The 18,204-nt window shown below is 40.6% G+C and carries 16 protein-coding genes; 9 read left to right on the top strand and 7 right to left on the bottom strand.

Annotated features, from left to right (window positions below; genetic code table 11):
* Positions 1-102: 102 nt before the first annotated feature.
* Entirely contained in the window at positions 103-1,707 is a 1,605-nt protein-coding gene (locus BUF13_RS15385; RefSeq protein WP_166669840.1) for an ArnT family glycosyltransferase, read from the top strand.
* Here the strand turns inward: BUF13_RS15385 and BUF13_RS15380 are convergent.
* The 3 genes from BUF13_RS15380 to BUF13_RS15370 all read right to left on the bottom strand — a co-directional run bounded on the left by BUF13_RS15380 (position 1,704) and on the right by BUF13_RS15370 (position 4,504).
* Positions 1,704-3,212, bottom strand: coding sequence for an ArnT family glycosyltransferase (locus BUF13_RS15380; protein ID WP_073572710.1), 1,509 nt, complete (start codon positions 3,210-3,212; stop codon positions 1,704-1,706). The two genes, BUF13_RS15385 and BUF13_RS15380, sit on opposite strands and share 4 nt — an antisense overlap.
* 67 nt (positions 3,213-3,279) lie before the next feature.
* Positions 3,280-3,585 carry a ribosome hibernation-promoting factor, HPF/YfiA family gene (hpf, locus tag BUF13_RS15375; protein ID WP_073572863.1) on the bottom strand — a complete coding sequence of 102 codons (306 nt, stop codon included), beginning with the start codon at positions 3,583-3,585 and terminating at the stop codon, positions 3,280-3,282.
* A 34-nt stretch (positions 3,586-3,619) separates the two neighbouring features.
* Complete coding sequence (locus tag BUF13_RS15370) at positions 3,620-4,504, bottom strand: tyrosine-type recombinase/integrase (RefSeq protein WP_073572709.1); 885 nt, start codon at positions 4,502-4,504, stop codon at positions 3,620-3,622.
* 257 nt (positions 4,505-4,761) lie between these two features.
* On the opposite strand from BUF13_RS15370, the gene BUF13_RS15365 reads away from it, so the two are divergent.
* Positions 4,762-5,130, top strand: a complete 369-nt coding sequence (locus BUF13_RS15365) for a GIY-YIG nuclease family protein (RefSeq protein ID WP_073572708.1) — start codon at positions 4,762-4,764, stop codon at positions 5,128-5,130.
* Between the two features lie 838 nt (positions 5,131-5,968).
* Here BUF13_RS15365 and rpsU read toward each other — a convergent pair.
* Complete coding sequence (rpsU, locus tag BUF13_RS15360) at positions 5,969-6,163, bottom strand: 30S ribosomal protein S21 (protein ID WP_026955233.1); 195 nt, start codon at positions 6,161-6,163, stop codon at positions 5,969-5,971.
* Positions 6,164-6,285: 122 nt separating this feature from the next.
* Here rpsU and BUF13_RS15355 point away from each other — a divergent pair, with 122 nt between their 5' ends.
* Positions 6,286-7,617, top strand: a complete 1,332-nt coding sequence (locus tag BUF13_RS15355) for an alpha-L-fucosidase (RefSeq protein ID WP_073572862.1) — start codon at positions 6,286-6,288, stop codon at positions 7,615-7,617.
* A 524-nt stretch (positions 7,618-8,141) separates the two neighbouring features.
* Here BUF13_RS15355 and atpC read toward each other — a convergent pair.
* Both atpC and atpD read right to left on the bottom strand, forming a co-directional pair.
* Positions 8,142-8,387, bottom strand: coding sequence for an ATP synthase F1 subunit epsilon (gene atpC, locus BUF13_RS15345; RefSeq protein WP_073572706.1), 246 nt, complete (start codon positions 8,385-8,387; stop codon positions 8,142-8,144).
* A 74-nt stretch (positions 8,388-8,461) separates the two neighbouring features.
* Positions 8,462-9,964 carry a F0F1 ATP synthase subunit beta gene (gene atpD, locus BUF13_RS15340; protein WP_073572705.1) on the bottom strand — a complete coding sequence of 501 codons (1,503 nt, stop codon included), beginning with the start codon at positions 9,962-9,964 and terminating at the stop codon, positions 8,462-8,464.
* 349 nt (positions 9,965-10,313) lie between these two features.
* Here atpD and BUF13_RS15335 point away from each other — a divergent pair, with 349 nt between their 5' ends.
* The 6 genes from BUF13_RS15335 to BUF13_RS15310 are packed head-to-tail and all read left to right on the top strand — an operon-like array spanning position 10,314 to position 17,422.
* Complete coding sequence (locus BUF13_RS15335) at positions 10,314-11,144, top strand: heme/hemin ABC transporter substrate-binding protein (RefSeq protein ID WP_243839750.1); 831 nt, start codon at positions 10,314-10,316, stop codon at positions 11,142-11,144.
* Positions 11,141-12,202 carry a FecCD family ABC transporter permease gene (locus BUF13_RS15330; protein ID WP_073572703.1) on the top strand — a complete coding sequence of 354 codons (1,062 nt, stop codon included), beginning with the start codon at positions 11,141-11,143 and terminating at the stop codon, positions 12,200-12,202. Before BUF13_RS15335 ends, BUF13_RS15330 begins: the two co-directional genes overlap by 4 nt.
* Positions 12,202-13,023 carry a heme ABC transporter ATP-binding protein gene (locus BUF13_RS15325; RefSeq protein WP_073572702.1) on the top strand — a complete coding sequence of 274 codons (822 nt, stop codon included), beginning with the start codon at positions 12,202-12,204 and terminating at the stop codon, positions 13,021-13,023. Before BUF13_RS15330 ends, BUF13_RS15325 begins: the two co-directional genes overlap by 1 nt.
* The gene (locus BUF13_RS15320) at positions 13,007-14,056 is read left to right on the top strand and encodes a hemin-degrading factor (protein ID WP_073572701.1); all 1,050 of its coding nucleotides are present in this window, start codon (positions 13,007-13,009) and stop codon (positions 14,054-14,056) included. Before BUF13_RS15325 ends, BUF13_RS15320 begins: the two co-directional genes overlap by 17 nt.
* A gap of 42 nt (positions 14,057-14,098) precedes the next feature.
* The gene (locus BUF13_RS15315; RefSeq protein WP_073572700.1) at positions 14,099-16,342 is read left to right on the top strand and encodes a TonB-dependent receptor plug domain-containing protein; all 2,244 of its coding nucleotides are present in this window, start codon (positions 14,099-14,101) and stop codon (positions 16,340-16,342) included.
* A gap of 18 nt (positions 16,343-16,360) precedes the next feature.
* Positions 16,361-17,422 carry an HmuY family protein gene (locus BUF13_RS15310; RefSeq protein WP_073572699.1) on the top strand — a complete coding sequence of 354 codons (1,062 nt, stop codon included), beginning with the start codon at positions 16,361-16,363 and terminating at the stop codon, positions 17,420-17,422.
* A gap of 221 nt (positions 17,423-17,643) precedes the next feature.
* Here the strand turns inward: BUF13_RS15310 and BUF13_RS15305 are convergent, their stop codons facing one another.
* On the bottom strand, positions 17,644-18,138 hold the full coding sequence (locus BUF13_RS15305; protein ID WP_073572698.1) for a C40 family peptidase: 495 nt from the start codon (positions 18,136-18,138) through the stop codon (positions 17,644-17,646).
* Between the last annotated feature and the right edge of the window lie 66 nt (positions 18,139-18,204).

Here is an 18,204-nt window from a genome sequence, read left to right as displayed (position 1 = left end):
GCTCATACAACATAAAATTTGGCTAGCAGTTCCCAAATCACCTTATCTTTGTGCATGATTTTTTCCCAATCCCCAGAATTACGAATCAATCCATGGATCCTCATGGGAATTTTCTGTTTGTTGGTGGGACCATTTGCCCTGAGTTTCAATATGAATTATCCCGATGAAATGTATTATCGGGATGCTGCAGTTGAGATGATGAGAAACGGAGATTATTTGACTACCTATTTGGGAAGCGGGGAACTCCGATTCAAAAAACCAATCCTTACTTATTGGGCAGTATTGGCTGGATTCAAACTTTTTGGAGTCAATGCCTTTGCATCAAGGATTTTTTTCCTTTTGGCGGGAGCGGCAACCGTAGGCTTGACATTCAAGCTTTCGAAAACCCTTTTCAAAAAAGAGAAAATCGCTGCAGTTTCTGCTTTGATCATGGCAGCGAACCCTGTCTTGATACTTTCCGCAGGCAGATCCATCCCTGATGTTTTGTTGGTTTTGACCATGACTTTGAGCGCTTTGGGCTTTGGAGCATATCTAAAAAATGATGGACCGATCCCAAAATGGGCCCCATGGGCACTTTATAGTGGGCTTGCTTTAGCTTTTGAAGTAAAAGGGCTTCCTGCAGCAGCATTAGGAGGCATTGGCATTTCATATCTTCTATTCAATCCTTGGAAAAGGACTTCTCTCAAAAGTCTGATCCATATTCCAGCATTGCTGGTGAGTTTGTTTATCGCGCTATTCTGGTTTTTGGCTATGTGGAAAATCCATGGACCAACTTACCTGGATAGTTTCTTAGGAGATCAGGTAGGCGTCAGAGTGGCTTCCAAAAGCTTTTTAGTTTTCAAACATGGATTGATTGCAGTGGGATTGTTGATAGCCATGTTTATCCCTTGGGTTTTATTTGCTATTCCTCAGGTAAAATACTCCATTTCTAAAGTTTGGAAGGAAAACCCTCAATTTGCAGGTTTTGCCTTGCTTTGGGCTTTGGCAATACTTGGAATGTGCGCCATGACAAGCGTGATGTATGAAAGATATTTATTGCCTGTAGCTCCGGTTTTGGCAGTTTATCTGGGATGGATTCTAGTTAAAGGAGAATTTGAAAGTCGAAAATTGGGATTAAAAATAGCGGCCCTCGTCTTTTTAATTCTGAATGTTATTTTGTTTGGAGGCGGAATATTCCTAGCAAGCAAAGGCCACGCAGTTTGGGCCATTCTATTCCTGATTCTTATAGTCTTGATCTATGTAGGAAGATTGATTTGGAAAGGCGAAAAGTTACCCAAAGCCATCGCTTTTTCATTTCTGTTGATCTTCCCTGGATACACTCTTTTCACATCCCTGATCTCATTCCCACACCAAGGACAACAGTTAAGCGAATTCATTGAGAGTGCAGATCAAAATTTTGGAACTATCGGCTTCAAAGGAAATAACCATACCAGTTCCAAAATCCGGATGTCACTTTACCCAGAAACCCGATTAACCAATTTGGAAAAAATAGGATGGCAAGAACAGGTTCCTGAATTCAAAACTCTGATTATTGAGGACAGCTTTTATGATTCTTTAAACCAAGAGAAATTCCAAATTTTGGATCAATCAGTCAATTGGAGCTCCAAGGCAATCCCTGATCTAATTAACGCTTTTGGAAAACCGGAATTCGACAGCATCTTAAATAAGACTGGCAAAAAGTTCTATCTTATTCAGAAAAAGCCTTAATACGCTCCAGTATGGATTGGAGTATACTTTTCGAGGTTTTTCCAAAACTGAATCTTGGCTGACCTGAGATAAACCTCCCTAAAATAAATTGGAAACTCCTCCTCATAAATCAACTCTTCAAATTGAGTTACCTTTTCTGAAGATTCTTCATGCAAGCTGACAAATACACCAGTCGCTTCTTTTCCAACTTTCGTGTCCAAGCTCTCCCAAAGGTCAAATTGGTTTCTTCTTGCCCCCATCGCTGCTTGATAAGTTTGGGGATGATCAGGAAGGTAAAAAGCCAGCTCTGAGGAAACGTGATAACTTTCAGAATAATAAAACGGACCCTTTGCTTTCAAGCTATCTTGGAGGAACATCACTCTTTGGGCAATTTGATCATAACCAGCCATTCTTCTAAAAGCGGCAAGCTCCACTTTTTCTACTCCTGTGACTTTTTTCCAACCAAAAGCCTCCGGCAAAAACAAAATCAGTGGAAGTCCCAACCCCAATCCAACAGCCCAAGATTGATATTTTTTCCAATTCAAGGAATTTTCAGAAAGCAAATAGGCAAAGCAAACAGCCAGAGTCGGATAGCTAAAAGCAATCCAATTGGCCTGAATTTCTGTCAAGAAACTTAAAGCTCCGAAGGCTACAAAAGGAACTAATGCTGGCAGCAGTAGGAAAAGTGCATCAGGAACAGGCTGCTTTTTGAATCTCTTGACTCCTACCCAAACCACGGGAATCATAAATATTGAAATCATCGCCATCTGACTCCCAATAAACTCTGAAAAACTTTTCAGTGCATCTAGGATCGTCCTAGCCTCCTTTTCACCTTCAACTCCACCCAAAGTGGCAATATGCTTAAAGGTCTGAAATCCATTTTGCATATTCCAGATCAAGCTTGGCAAGAAACCAAGCATAAACACCAACCCAAACACCACAAATTCTTTTGAATAGGTTTTGAGATCCTTTCTCAAGAAAAGATAAAAGCCTAAAATCGGAATAATCAAAAGAATCACTGGCTTGGATGCCAACCCAAAAGCAGCTGAAACACCCGCAAAAACCCACCATTTCATTTGTTTTTCTTTCAATGCTTTCGCCAACAAATACCAAGTCAAAATCCAGAAGAATGTCAATTCTGAATCGGTCATATGGAAGGTTGAGAAGAGTAAGAAGAAGGGCATTGAAATCAGAATCATACTTGCCCAGAATGCAATCTTTTTAGATTGAAATAATAAGTCTGTCAGTTGAAAAATCAGCCAGGCCGATCCTATTCCCAGGATGGCAGGCACAATTCGAATTGCAAACTCATTGATTCCAAATAAGGAAGTGCTCAAAAAGTTGGTAACAGCCACCATCGGGGGCTTGGAATAGTAATGCCAAGCGAGGTTTTGGGACCAAAGCCAATATTGAGCTTCTTCAGTAAAGAGGTTGATTTCTGGTCTGAACGCAAAAACGATTTTGACCAAAAGGAAAGCTGCTTGGGCGATCCAAAAAAGGGTGACGTAGTTTTTGAAAATTCTCATCAAGGGAAATTAACCAAAAAATAAACCCCCGGGTTTCCGGGGGTTCGAATTTGTTTTGGATTTATTGTTATTGCTTTGCCAGCACAACTTTCTCTTTGTATTTTTTGATTTGTCTTCGAAGACCTTCAATCGCCTCGTCGGCAGCCCCTTCGAAGGAGTCGGTTTGGTGTTTTGCGAAAAACTGCTTGCCTGGAACATTCAATTTAATTTCGACAATTTTATTTTCATTCCTTTCGTTTTTGTCCAATCTCATATAGACCTCGCCATCTAATATTCGGTCATAAAAGGTATCCAACTTATCAGCTTTCTTCTGAATAAAATCGATCAATTTTTGATCGGCGTCAAAGTGGATGGAGTGCATCTGCAGTTTCATAATGATTTGCATTTAGGGTTGAACAATCTATTTATTACGCTTTAGGATGTGCCTGTTCAAACACAGCCTTCAGTTTTTCCATGGAATTGTGGGTGTACACTTGCGTAGCAGCAAGGTTAGCATGACCAAGAAGGTCTTTGACAGCATTCAAGTCAGCTCCCTTATTTAATAAGTGGGTCGCAAAAGTATGTCTCAACACGTGAGGACTGCGCTTGCTCGTCTGCGCAAAAAGATCCAGATACTGTCTGACAATACGATAAACCATCATAGGATAGCTCTTTTTTCCTGAATTACTCACAATAAAATAGTGACTTTGTCCTGCTTTCGGAAATGTTTCCTCAAATACTTTCTGATATGAAATAATATTCTGTTTGAGTCCTTTTGTAATGGGAATTATTCGTTCTTTTTTCCGCTTCCCCAAGACCTTTACCTGATCTTGAATCAAATCTATATCCGACCATTTCAATCCAATCAATTCGGAAAGTCTCACTCCGGTCAAATACAAAAACTCCATTACTATCCGGTCTCGCTTTCCCTGAAAATTATCTTCATAAACGCTTTCTTCTAATACGGAAGCAATGCTCTTTTCTTGTACGAATTCGGGGAGTTTTTTCGGATTTTTAAGGGATTTTAACTTATAGGTCGGATCCTGTTCGATCTTCCCATTTCTGAGCAAAAACTTATAATAGGATCGAAGAGTGGCTATTTTTCTATTTACAGATGTAGTACTCAAACCTTGTTCAACAAGGTCTATCACCCAGGCTCTCAACTCTCTATGAGACACAAGGGTCAAATCCTTTTGCTCGAAAGAAAGCTCAATAAATTCTTCTAACTGGACTAAATCGCGCTGGTAAGCTTCTACCGTGTGGGGGCTACTTCGCTTTTCGAATTCTAAATAGGTGACAAAAGAATCAATCATACAGCACAATTTCTTGATTTAAGATATGAAAAGAAGAAGAGAATCCTATGTATAAAAGCAGGGAAAATTAATGTCACATCGCAACTCCTTGAGTCCGAGCTCAAGGATTGTTCCTTCTTCTTTGTCAGTCCGAGCGGAGTCGAGGACCTCTTAAGTTTAAAAACCCACCCCTATTTCAGCCCGGACAGGACTATTTACAAGTTGCTTAAATGATTAGGTATTTTTATATATTAAAGTTTTAGACCTGTTCAACAATAATGAGCGAATACATAGTATATATTTTAGAATGCAGGGATAAATCATTCTATACTGGAGTTACCAATAACCTAGAAAGGAGACTCTCAGAACACCAAGAAGGGTTTGATCCTAACTCCTACACCTTCAAAAGAAGACCTATTAAACTTGTTTTCTCTCAAAAATTCCAAAATATCAAGGAAGCCATATCTTTTGAAAAGCAAGTCAAAGGATGGAGCAAAAAGAAAAAACAAGCAATGATTGAAGGAAATTGGGAAATGCTGAAATCCTATTCAAAGTGCAACAATAAGACACCTGATAAAAATAAAGGCTTCGATATAGGTGACTTTCGTCGCTCCAGTGCCACCAATGACCATAAAGTAATTTGTTAAATAAAAAGGTTGACTCGGTTTAAAATTCCCCAATCAACCCTTTCAATATGGAATCCTCAATAATCTTTTATTTAATTTCTTCGTCCTTTTTCCTTTAGGTGAAAAAGGACCAAAAAACCCACCGCTGTCCATTTTTGGGTTAAAATCAATTTCCTCCCCACACGTCGGCAAACTCCTCAATTTTGCATTGAATCATGGGAAAACTTGAAGTTTGAAGCGGCAAAATATTCGTCAGACAAGCCTCCTAATTACAACCCTCACAATTGATTTCTTAACACCCAAAACTGGAAGGCGGGTCCAGACTAAAAATTATATTCTCGACTTAATTTTAAACCGCCCGTTATTCCAATAGCCTTGAATTTTTTTGTGATTTCAACTGGACCATTTGCTTTGAAGTGGCTGGTGACGGATTGAGGTCAATAAGCGTTTAGAAAATCGGCTAGTTCCGAACAAGTTCGGAAATCCGGCGATTTTTAGCGTTTGAGCCAGTCCGGCAGAAAATGTCCGAAGGCATTTTCAAGCCACTTCAGGCAAAAGACTTTTGGGTACTTTTGGTCTTTCAAAAGTGCCAAAAATAAATAACCTATAATATTCTAATTGAATGTTCAATGAATTTTAAATACTCAGCCAGACAAAAGATGAGTACAGGTCTACAAAAATTGATTTATGAAAAATATGAAGTGATTTATAAAAAACATGTTTAAATACCCTTCGACTCCGCTCAGGGCGACAAAACCAATAGCCTAAACTACACTTTCCTTTTCGATAGAATTTTAAAAACAAAAAAAGCTGGCATTCAATGGAATACCAGCTTCTATAACTCAATTCATCAAAGCAATTATTTGTTTGCTTCCTCTTGCATTCTTTGCTTGTAAGCAGCTTTGATTACTTGATCTCTTTTCTTAATAGAAGGTTTCGTGAAGGCTTGTCTCGCTCTAAGTTCTCTGACTGCACCAGTCTTGTCAAACTTCTTTTTGAAACGCTTAAGCGCCTTTTCGATTGATTCGTTTTCTTTTACGTTTACTATGATCATGTTTTTACACCTCCTTTCGCGGCCACAAATGTATGGAAATAAATTAATAAAAAGAAAGTAGACTCATTTAAATTTGGATTCCTTAGTCCATGAGCCCTATTTTCGAGAAAAAATTAAACCCAATGAAAAAAGCTACCCTGTTTACTTTACTTACTTTTTTACTGAATCTATCCTGGATTAGTCAATCCACAGCTCAAGAAGCTGATTCCAAAATGAAATGGTTTCAAGATGCCAAACTGGGAATTTTTATCCATTGGGGCATTTATTCAGTCAATGGAATCGATGAATCATGGTCTTTTTTCAACGACTACATTTCCTACGAGGATTATATGAAGCAAACTTCAGGATTCACAGCTGCAAACTATAATCCTGAAAAGTGGGCAAAACTCATCAAGCAATCTGGCGCTCAATATGCAGTCCTTACAGCCAAACACCACGATGGAGTCGCACTGTGGGATACTCAAGCCTCCGATTTATCTGTTGTGAAGAAAACACCAGCTGGAAAAGATTTAGTAGCACCATTGATGGATGCACTCGATAAAGAGGGAATCAAAAAAGGAATTTATTTCTCAGTATTGGATTGGTCCCACCCCGATTATGACAGGCAAACCAGAGAAATCTACAGATACAAAAACGATCCCGCGAGATTCCGCAAGTTTACAGATTTCAATTTCGAGCAACTAGAAGAGCTTTCTTCTCAATTCAATCCGGATTTGTATTGGTTTGACGGAGATTGGGAGCACAAACCAGAAGAATGGAGAAGCGCTGAACTCAAAAAGAAACTATTGAGCTACAACCCTAATTTGATTATCAATTCGAGACTTGGACCCGGTTTTGGTGATTATGCCACTCCAGAACAAGGAGTTCCTGTTGCACGCCCTCAGAGCAAGTACTGGGAGCTTTGCATGACAATGAACAACAGTTGGGGTTATCAAGGAAATGATCACGCCTACAAGTCCCCTAGTGAGCTTTTAAGAATCTTCGTGGACTGCCTTCATATGGGAGGAAATCTTTTAATGGATTTCGGACCAAAGCCAGATGGAAGCATTCCAGAAGAAGCAGAGAATATCTTGAAGGAATTCGGAAGATGGACCACCAAACATGAAGCCGCTATCTATAATACTCAAGCAGGCATTCCTGATGGGCACGTTTATGCTCCAACAACTCTTTCTCCTGACAAAACCATTCTTTATATCTACTTAGACTACAAAGTCAATGAATCTTTGGCTATCAAAGGCCTTAAAAACAAAATTCAGCGCGTTTGGGTAGTAGGGAATGGCACCAAACTTCAATCCAGAGAAGTAGGTAAAATGTATTGGAGCGCCGTTCCCGGCATGAAATACATCGATATTCCTAACAATGTTTATGACAAAGACATCACTGTAATCGCTGTGTTATTAGATGGCCCAGTAGAGCTATACAGAGAACATGGTCAGGTGATTGAAAGCAATTGAGAAGTTGGGAGGCTGGAAGTAAGCAGTCACAGGGATCAGTGATCGGAAAAAGCTGAAGGCTAAAGTTTGAAAGCTGAAAATTGGAGTAATCAGTATTCAGTATTCAGTGACATCAACAATATAATACCATTCAAGAATTCTTTTCTCTCAAATGGAAACGCTAACTAATCCCCCTTCAAAGGGGGCTAGGGGGATGTTTAAACAAATCTATAAACTTGAAAGCCTACAGAAAAGTGGCATAACCAAATCCGACTTCTGGAAAATATAGGAGAAAGGAAGGTTGGTAGCACAAAGTCTCAGAGATCAGTGGTCAGTAAAGGCTGAAATGTGATTGTTGATTTACGAAACGTGAACTACACTTCGCTACCTATCCATATAGAATTGAAAATAATTTTCAAACAGATTAAAAAAATCCCCACTCCATTTGAAGCGGGGATTTTTTATGGATCTATTCCTGAAACACCAAAACGCAAAAAAGTCCAAGCTTTCGCCTGGACTTTTTCTATTTATCTAAACATTGAAGCTTAACCGATTACTTTTTCAGCTAGGACTACAATGACATTATTTTTTACTTCAACAACACCTCCATCGACAATTAGAGACTGCTTTCCTTCTTTAGTAGTGAAAGAAACAGTTCCTTTTGCCAAAGCGGAAACGATAGGTGCGTGACTATTCAATACTTGAAATGCACCAGAAGCACCTGGGAAGCTTGCTTCGGATACTTCTCCTTCGAAAACCTTCTTATCGGGTGTTACGATTTCTAATTGCATATTATTTAGGTTATTAAGCAATTGGGTTATTCAGTTTAAAAAACCAATAACCCAATCACTAGTAACTATTTCTCTTATTTCGTTTCAGCCAACAATTTCTCTCCCTTAGCGATTGCATCTTCGATGCTACCTACCAAGTTGAAAGCTGCTTCTGGAAGATGATCCAATTCACCGTCCATGATCATGTTGAAACCTTTGATAGTATCCTTGATGTCTACCAAAACACCTTTCAAACCTGTAAACTGCTCAGCTACGTGGAAAGGCTGGGACAAGAATCTCTGTACACGACGAGCTCTGTGAACTACTTGTTTATCTTCTTCAGAAAGCTCCTCCATACCCAAGATGGCAATGATATCCTGCAATTCTTTGTATCTCTGAAGAGTTTCTTTTACTCTTTGAGCACAGTTGTAATGCTCTTCACCCAAGATGTCTGGAGAAAGAATTCTAGAAGTAGAATCCAAAGGATCTACCGCTGGATAGATACCTAGTTCTGCAATTTTACGGGAAAGTACTGTAGTAGCATCCAAGTGAGCGAAAGTCGTCGCTGGAGCCGGGTCAGTCAAATCATCCGCAGGTACATATACCGCCTGAACGGAAGTAATGGAACCATTCTTTGTAGAGGTAATTCTTTCCTGCATCGCACCCATTTCAGTAGCCAAAGTAGGCTGGTAACCTACCGCTGATGGCATACGACCTAGCAAAGCGGATACTTCAGAACCTGCCTGAGTGAATCGGAAGATGTTATCGATAAAGAAAAGGATATCCTTTCCAGCGCCATCACCTTCACCGTCACGGTAATATTCTGCCAAAGTCAAACCTGTCAAGGCAACTCGAGCACGAGCCCCAGGAGGTTCGTTCATCTGACCAAATACGAAGGTTGCTTTAGAATCTTCCAACTTCTTCAAATCTACTTTGGAAAGATCCCAACCTCCTTGCTCTTCAAGTGTATGTACAAAGTCTTCACCGTAAGTTACGATGCCAGACTCGATCATTTCTCTCAACAAGTCATTTCCTTCACGAGTTCTTTCACCAACACCAGCAAATACTGACAAACCAGAATATGCTTTCGCGATGTTGTTGATCAACTCCTGGATCAATACGGTTTTACCTACACCGGCACCACCGAACAAACCAATTTTACCACCTTTTGCATAAGGCTCGATCAAGTCAATTACTTTTATACCTGTGTAAAGTACCTCAGTAGATGTAGAAAGATCTTCAAACTTAGGCGCTTGTCTGTGGATAGGAAGACGCTTACCTGCAGGAACCTGCGGCAAACCATCAATCGCTTCACCTACTACATTGAAAAGACGACCTTTGATAGCTTCACCAGTAGGAACAGAGATAGGTTGCCCCATGTCTCTTACTTCCATACCACGAACCATCCCTTCGGAAGAGTCCATTGCGATTGTTCTTACTCGGTCTTCTCCTAGGTGCTGCTGTACCTCCATCACGACTACTTGGCCGTTTTCTTTGGTTACTTCAAGCGCGTCAAGGATGTTTGGCAGCTTACCGCCTTCGAAGGAAACGTCCACTACGGGACCAATTACCTGCGTTATCTTTCCAATGTTTGCCATTTGATTGAATGAAATGTAAAAAGGATATGCTTTTTGAATTCGAGCGCAAAATTAATCAATAAAGCCTAATACCAAAGGATATTTGGAAAATATATCCATACTTCTTGATTTTCAAACTACAGTCAATCAGTCAGTTTTTGAAAAGCGCCTCTACTCTCCCTGATTATATACCCAAGAAGCCTTAAAGACCTCCTGCCTCCATTAATCACCAATAAATACCAAAAGAAAATTTAACATAATTCTTATTTGGATTGAATCTAATTAAAAATACATTTGTGTTATTATTTAAATTCAATCTAAATAAATGAAATTTTCGCCTTTGTACATATGTATGCTAATCGCCTTGACAATGGCATGCACAAGCCCCAAAAAGGAGACTTCAGTGGAGGCTCCAGTCGATACACAGCTAAAAGTAATTACGGCCGGAGGAACCATTACCGAAGTCATGCATTCCTTAAATATTGGAAGTTGGATCATAGCGACAGACAAAACCTCCACTTTCCCAGCATCAATGCAAGACCTCCCTTCGATAGGCTACAGGAATCAAATTAAGGCAGAAGGAATATTAAGTCTTGGACCTGAATTGGTTCTTTTAGAAGAAGGGTATCTCAATGCGGAAGTAGTTCAACAACTCAAATCATCAGGACTGGAAATAAAAATCCTTCACAAGCCAAGCTCTCCGGAGGAAACGAAGCAATTGGTAACTCAAATTGGTGAGATTTTCAATTTAGAAACGGAAGCCAATCAAATCAATGTCCAAATCGACAATGATTTGAAATCCTTGGAGCTTTATCTGTCTGAAGTCAAGTCAAGACCATCAGCAGCATTTGTAATGGCAAGAGGCCCTGAAACCCTTTTCATTGCTGGTGAGAAAACCTTTGCTCAATCCATGTTTCAACTGGCAGGAATCAATTCCATAGCAACAGGTTTTGAAGAGTTCGTTCCTCTTTCTCCGGAATCATTGGTCAGCATCAATCCCGATTATTTAGTGTTTTTCGATTCCGGGATCCAAAGTTTGGGTGGCAAAAGCGGAATTGCTGGCATTCAGGGAATCAAAGAAACCAAGGCATTTCAATCTGATCAGATTATCAGTATGGATGGACACTACCTTTCAGGATTTGGCCCGAGAGTAGGCAAAGCTGCATTGGAATTGGCAAAAGCGGTGCGAAAGGAAAAATGATTTCTTTGGCACAATCCATATCGAAAACGAATCTCAAAGTCACTGTCTTGAGCGGACTGGGAATATTCCTCCTTATTATAGGAATATTTTCCTTGTCACAAGGAGCATTTGCCATCTCTCTTTCTCAAAGCATCTCCGTTCTTCTTTCAGAAATAGGGATTCAACTCAGCGATTTTAGCTCCCAGCAAGCAAATGTTCTATTACAGATTAGATTGCCAAGAATTCTATTGGCCACACTCGTTGGAGGAGGACTTGGGATTTCTGGAGCAGCACTACAGGGATTATTTAGAAATCCGCTTGTAGAACCTGGATTGATTGGTGTCAGTAGTGGAAGTGCCTTATTTGCGGTTATTTTCCTTGTCTTTGCACCTACAACATTAGCATTATCCTGGATCCAAAATCTGGGGATGCCTCTATTTGCCTTTTTGGGAGGACTAATCCATGTGGTCGCTGTTTATCTCTTAGGACAAAGCTCAAACAAAACAAATACAAACAACCTCATTTTAGCGGGTGTTGCTATCAATGCATTAGCGGGTGCCCTAATCGGTCTGACCCTGTTTTACTCCGATGATGCAGCTATTCGAAGTTTCACATTTTGGAGTTTAGGGGATTTAGGGGGCGCAACTTGGGAAAAAATGCCAACTGCCACAATCCTGATTGCGATCCCCTCCCTTCTCCTATTTTCCCAAAGCAAAAATCTCAATGCCATTTCCCTGGGTGAACAGGAAGCTTTTCATATGGGTATCAATGTTCCTGCCCTCAAAGTAAAATTGCTTTTAATCACTGCCTTAATCGTAGGTGTAGCAGTTTCACTCACCGGAATGATTGGCTTTGTGGGTTTGGTAGTTCCTCATCTCATCCGAATCAGCTTTGGAGCTGACCATAAATTGTTGCTTCCTGCATCATTCCTATTGGGAGCTACCCTACTGAATGTTGCCGACCTATTGGCCAGAACTATCGCAATACCAGCAGAACTACCTATAGGAGTGATCACGGCATTATTGGGAGCACCATTCTTTATCTATTTGATCTCAAACTTCAACTCCAGCAAAAATTAATGTTAGCAGCATCAAACATCCATTTTTGTATCAAGCAAAGACCTATAGTGGACCAAGCCAGTCTATCTCTAAAAGCAGGGGAAGTTCTCGCAATTCTAGGTCCCAACGGTGCTGGAAAATCTACCTTATTTAAAATCCTGAGTGGCGAAGTCTCTTGTAAGCATGGCTCAGTCGGATACAATGGTTGTCCTATTCACAACTTAAAATCCAAACAGCTTGCCGAAATCAGAGCAGTAATGCCTCAACACAGTCAAGTCAATTTCCCCTTTACTTCTCAAGAAGTCGTAGAGCTTGGCTTGGTGGCATGCAAAACAAATAAACCTCAGCAATTGATCAAAGAAGTCATGGAGCTAACCCAAACTTCACATCTAAAGGAGAGGGTTTTTAACCAGCTTTCCGGAGGTGAAAAACAAAGGGTTCAGCTTGCTAGAGTCCTGGTTCAGATCTGGGAAAACAAGCCTTTTCCTCGATACCTTCTTCTGGATGAGCCGACCTCTGCTTTGGACATTGCACAACAGCACTCAGTACTTCAAATAGTCCAAGAACTCAAAAATCGAAACATCGGTGTTTTACTCATTCTACACGACCTAAATCTGGCGGCTCAATACGCAGATAGGATCATTTTGCTGAAAAATGGAATAATCGCCGGCTGTGGAGAAACTTCTGAGGTCCTCCAAGAAGGAATCCTTTCTAAAGTTTTCGAACATCCAGTCACTATTATGGTCCACCCGATTACTGGTCGGAAAATTATTAGCACAGACCATTTCTACTCAAATCCATCAAAAAATCTAAAACCAATTCAATATGGAAACTCTTTTTGAATCCCCTACTCAACTAAAAGAGGCCTGGGAAAATCTCAAAACTCAACAACCTAAACTTAGAATCAGAAATGCTGCCCAAACTTTAGGTGTTAGCGAAGCAGAACTGTTGGCAACTGGGATCGGTGAAAATGTCATTTTGTTGACTTCTGACTTTGTAGAACAGGTACAGAAATTCCCAACCCTTGGAAAAGTCATGGCCCTGACCAGAAATGAATGCTGTGTTTTAGAACATAAAGGGACTTTCCAAAAAATAGAAATCCACCAAGCTGGCCCGATGAAAATCGCCACTGTGATTGGCCCAATCGAGCAGAGACTGTTTTTCAAAAGCTGGAAATATGCCTTCTGTGTGACCAATGAAACTCCGAGAGGGACGATGATCTCATTGCAATATTTTGATCAGGCTGGTGAAGCTGTTTTGAAAGTCTATCTCCAAGATGAATCAGATTTTGATGCCGCAGAAGCATTGGTTCAAGCACATACAGCAGAAGATCAACATAGCAAAATTGAACCTAGTCCTTTGGATCCTGTTGAAACTGTTTCTCGTCAGGAATTAGATTTTGAATCATTCAGTTCCGACTGGGAAAACATGAAAGACACCCATGATTTCTTTGGGATGCTCCGCAAATACAAATTGAATCGATTGAATGCAGTTGAATGGATCGATGATAAATGGGCTTATGAAATAGATCGACTAGCCGCTAGAAAAGTCCTTCAAGTAGCCTCCGAAACCCAGCTTCCAATAATGATTTTCGCTGGTAACTCTGGCAATATCCAAATCCATCAGGGAAAGGTAAAAACCATCCGTCAGCTTGACCAGTGGCTGAATGTCCTGGACCCAGACTTCAATATGCATTTGGATGAAAGTGTAGTAAAGAGAGCTTTTGTCGTCCATAAAAACACAACAGAAGGACTGGTTTCTGCTTTGGAGCTTTTCGATAAAAAAGGCGAGCTCGTAGTTCAATTCTTTGGTCTTAGAAAGCCTGGAATTCCTCAAAAAACAGAATGGAAAGATCTTTTAGATAGCCTCAATTAATCTTACAGCGGGGTTTAAATGCTCCGCTTAAATTTTAAACTTATGTTTAGAATTAATCTTAATAAAATTATTACACCAATTCTAATACTCTTCACTTTGCCGGCTTTAGCACAGGAAGTGATCTGGGTAGAGTCAGAAGATGGAAATCCTATTCCTTTTGCCTATGCGCTTTTCGAAAATGGAAAGGGTCAAGCTGGAAATGAGCTTGGAAAAATCATCTTTCCGAAAGGTGAAAAAGAAAAGACTAGAATATCCGCGTTGGGATTTAAAAGCCAATGGCTAATCCCAACCGGCCAGGACACTACCTACAAAGTGAAATTGGAAGCGGATGTACGAGAAATGGAAGAAGTGGTAGTGACAGGAAGTTTTGAACCTCAGTCGGCTAGAAATTCTGTCTACCAAATCCGCACGATTGATCAAGGGATAATCGCGAAACGTGCCCCTATCATTTTACAGGATGTATTGAACACCCAAGTTGGGATCCGATTTTCTCAGGACAATGCTTTAGGGTCTAGCAACATGGAACTACTGGGTATGTCTGGCCAAAATGTAAAAATCCTAATTGATGGAGTACCTATGGTGGGTCGACAAGGCACTTCCAATGAGATAAACCTGAATCAAATCGATGTCAATCAAATCGAAAGAGTGGAAATAGTCGAGGGTCCAATGTCTGTAGTCTATGGTGCCGATGCTTTAGCGGGTGTCATTAATATCATTACCAAAAAAGCAGGAGAAGAAAACTGGAAGGTCAACCTCAAAATTCAGGAAGAGACTGTTGGGAACTCCTACTCCCCTCTTTTAGACGCCGGGAATCATTCCAGAGGGATAAATGCCTCTAAAAAGATCGGAAATTGGAATTTCGGACTGGGTTTATCACAAACAAGATTTGGAGGCTGGAAAGGAGATTTAACGGGTAGGCAATTTCAATGGCTCCCCAGAAATCAAGATTTCATCAATGGAAAAGCCGGTTGGGAAGGAGAAAAACTTTCCTTGGATTACCAACTGGACTTCTTAAATGAAACAGTTTACTCCTATGGCGTGGAAGCTCCATTGGAGATTTTGGATCTACACTTTGTCACTAATAGATGGATGCATCGATTGCTCGGAAAGTGGGATCTTTCACCAACTCTCGCGATCAATTGGCAAGGCGGTCTCACAAATTACAATCGAGACAGTGAAACCTGGATTTCCAATGTCCGAACTGGTGAAGTTTATCAATCTTCTGTCGCTTCTGCTAACTCTTCCATTGATTATGATGGTTTCAGCTGGAGAACCATGGCAAATTGGACTCTTTCTCCAAAGCTTAAAATCCAACCGGGCATTGACCTGAATATCGAAAAAGGATCAGGTGACAGAATCAGCTCTAATCAAGGAATGGAAGATTTCGCTGTTTTCCTTACTGGAGAATGGTCACCCACTGAGTCTATTCAGATTCGCCCGGGACTACGAAAAGCATCCAATTCTCTTTACGATGCTCCTGCCGTAATCCCATCCTTGAATACCAAATTCAGATTGGCGGAGCGACTTGACTTAAGACTGGCCTATGCAAAAGGTTTCCGAGCACCTTCTATCCGAGAATTGTACTTTGATTTCTTTGATGCAAGTCATTCTATCCAAGGGAACCCCGACTTGAAAGCAGAAACTTCTGACAGTTTCAATGGCTCACTCAATTGGAGTCCAAAAAGCAATGGAAACTTAAAAACCAGTTCCGTTTTGGGCTTTTTCTACAATGATGTCAAAGACAGAATAGCATACGGACAAGATCCAGAAAACATTCAGATCACCACTCTTTTCAATGTGGAAAATTACAAAACAACTGGATTGACTTTGAATCAGAGCTTCTTCCTAGGCAATCTAGAATCAAGTCTGGGCTTTTCATACATCGGGAGGTACAATCAGATTTCGGAAGAAATAGAAACAAGTCCAAGTATGGTCTGGACACCTGAAATCAGCTCCAATTCCAGCTACCTAATTGAGCCTTGGGGCACTTCCATCAATCTGTTTTATAAGTACACTGGAGCACTTCCAAGCTATCAAACAGTCACAGATGGAGAAACAATCACTGCACAGGAAGTCAAACAAGATGGGTACCATTGGATGGATATCACTTTTGGGAAAACCATCTGGAAGCAGCTCCAAGTCAACCTAGGAGTCAAAAACATACTAAACGTAACTCAAATCAATTCCACCTCAACAGGTGGAGATGCCCATGGAGGAGGAAGCAGTCGGCCTATTGGCTATGGACGCTCCTATTTTCTGGGATTAAACTACCAACTCAACAAATAATTAAAACCAAAAATCACAATGAAAAAGTACCAATTCTTCCAATTAGGCCTCTTGACACTATCTTTAGGAGGATTATTCTCCTGTTCTGAAGACGACAGCCCAATTGTAGTTCCGCCAAATGAAACAGGAACAATCGAAGTCAATGGTGGAGGAGAAACATATCCCAATTCAGTTTTTATCAATTTGAGAGCGACTGAGCAAACTGCCGTTTCAAGAGAATCTTGGGATTTGGCATTCTATTCAGGGACCGAATTCAAAGTTTTGATCAATGGAACCACTGGAGCCATGGCATCAGCCACTGGACAAACCGACATCAATGCTGTCGGCGAAACCGAAATTGCAGCCGCGGAAGCCACAGGAGAACTTATCCTTTCTTTCACCAATTTAGATGGAATTCTTCATGTAGATGATCCATCTACTCCATTGAGTAATCCAGTAATTGAAGCCATTTCATCCACCGAAGCTGAAAATGAAGTTTACTTGCTTTCCCGAGGAGCTAGTGGAGTCGAAGCTAAAGCTTGGAAGAAAATCAGAATCATCCGCAATGGCCAAGGCTACACACTTGAATATGCAGATGCAGATGCCACTACTTTTTCTTCGGTAGAAATCTCAAAAGATTCCGACTACAATTTTGTCTATTTCAATTTTGAGCAAGGAATCGTATCAGTCGAACCTAAAAAGTCAGAATGGGATATCTCCTGGACTGCAGGCACTTCCTCCACACCCTATCCTCAAGCTGCAAATGGAACTTTAGCCTATTTCTTTCAGGATCTAGTATACCACAATACTCAAAATGGAGTTGGAGCAGCTGAAGTTTTGGAGGCGGATATCGCCTATGCAGACTTCTCTTCTGAGGACGTTTTAAGCTTTAGCTTGAACACCTCAGATAGACTAACCATCGGTTCTCACTGGAGAGCAGGAGGCGGACCTAGTTCCTCACCAGCTGTTTTGACTGATCGATATTACATTATCCAAGATACCGAAGACAATATTTACAAATTGAGATTCCTTTCTCTGACCAAGGCAGGAGAAAGAGGATATCCTTCATTTGAATATGAGTTAGTGGAAGCGGGACAGTAATTTCTGTAATACCCGGATTATGTATTAGGTTTCGTTATGAAGGCATGAATTGCAAGAAAATCAGACTGTTTGGAAACTGAGGCATAGCACAGCTATGGGGAAGTTGAAAACAGCAATGCAATGACTGATTTTGAAGCAATTAATGGATGAAATAGAATTGCTAATGCATATTTCGGGTTTTAACTATGAGTAAAAAGGAGCATCAGAGTTGGTGCTCTTTTTTATTCCAGTATCCTCCGACCAAATAAGAAAGCCTTGTTCCAATAGCGGTTGCTCAAAAAGTCTTCAGTCACTCCCAATGAGGTCGAGGCATGGATAAATCGAACGTCCCCTTTGTGCACTTCGGTAACTATTCCGGCATGAGTAACCCTATTTTTCTTTTTGCTGGTAGCAAAAAACAAAACATCCCCCTGCTGCAAATCCCGAGGAGAAACCTTTTTACCCATGTTGGCCTGATCGGCAGAGATTCTAGGCATAGTCACTCCTACTGAATAATAGGAATGGTAAACTAGAGCGGAACAATCCATCCCGGCTCGTGTAGTGCCTCCATATTTATAGGGAGTTCCACGATATGATTTTGCCGTGGAGATGACCGTAAAAACCGGATCATCTTTGGTTACTTTATTCGATTTACAAGAAGTAAAAAATCCCAGAGTCAAAAAGCACATTCCTAGAAGGACTAAGGAAAAACGGGATAAAGAAGAGCTCCTATTCATGTAATCAATGTTACTGTCTTAAGGCATTAAAAGCAAGACATTTGCCTCGAAATGATCGGCTAGTCG

Origin of the sequence: Algoriphagus zhangzhouensis, assembly GCF_900148515.1 — a bacterium.
Classification (GTDB): Bacteria; Bacteroidota; Bacteroidia; order Cytophagales; family Cyclobacteriaceae; genus Algoriphagus; species Algoriphagus zhangzhouensis.
This window is presented reverse-complemented; position numbering and strand designations above follow the sequence as displayed.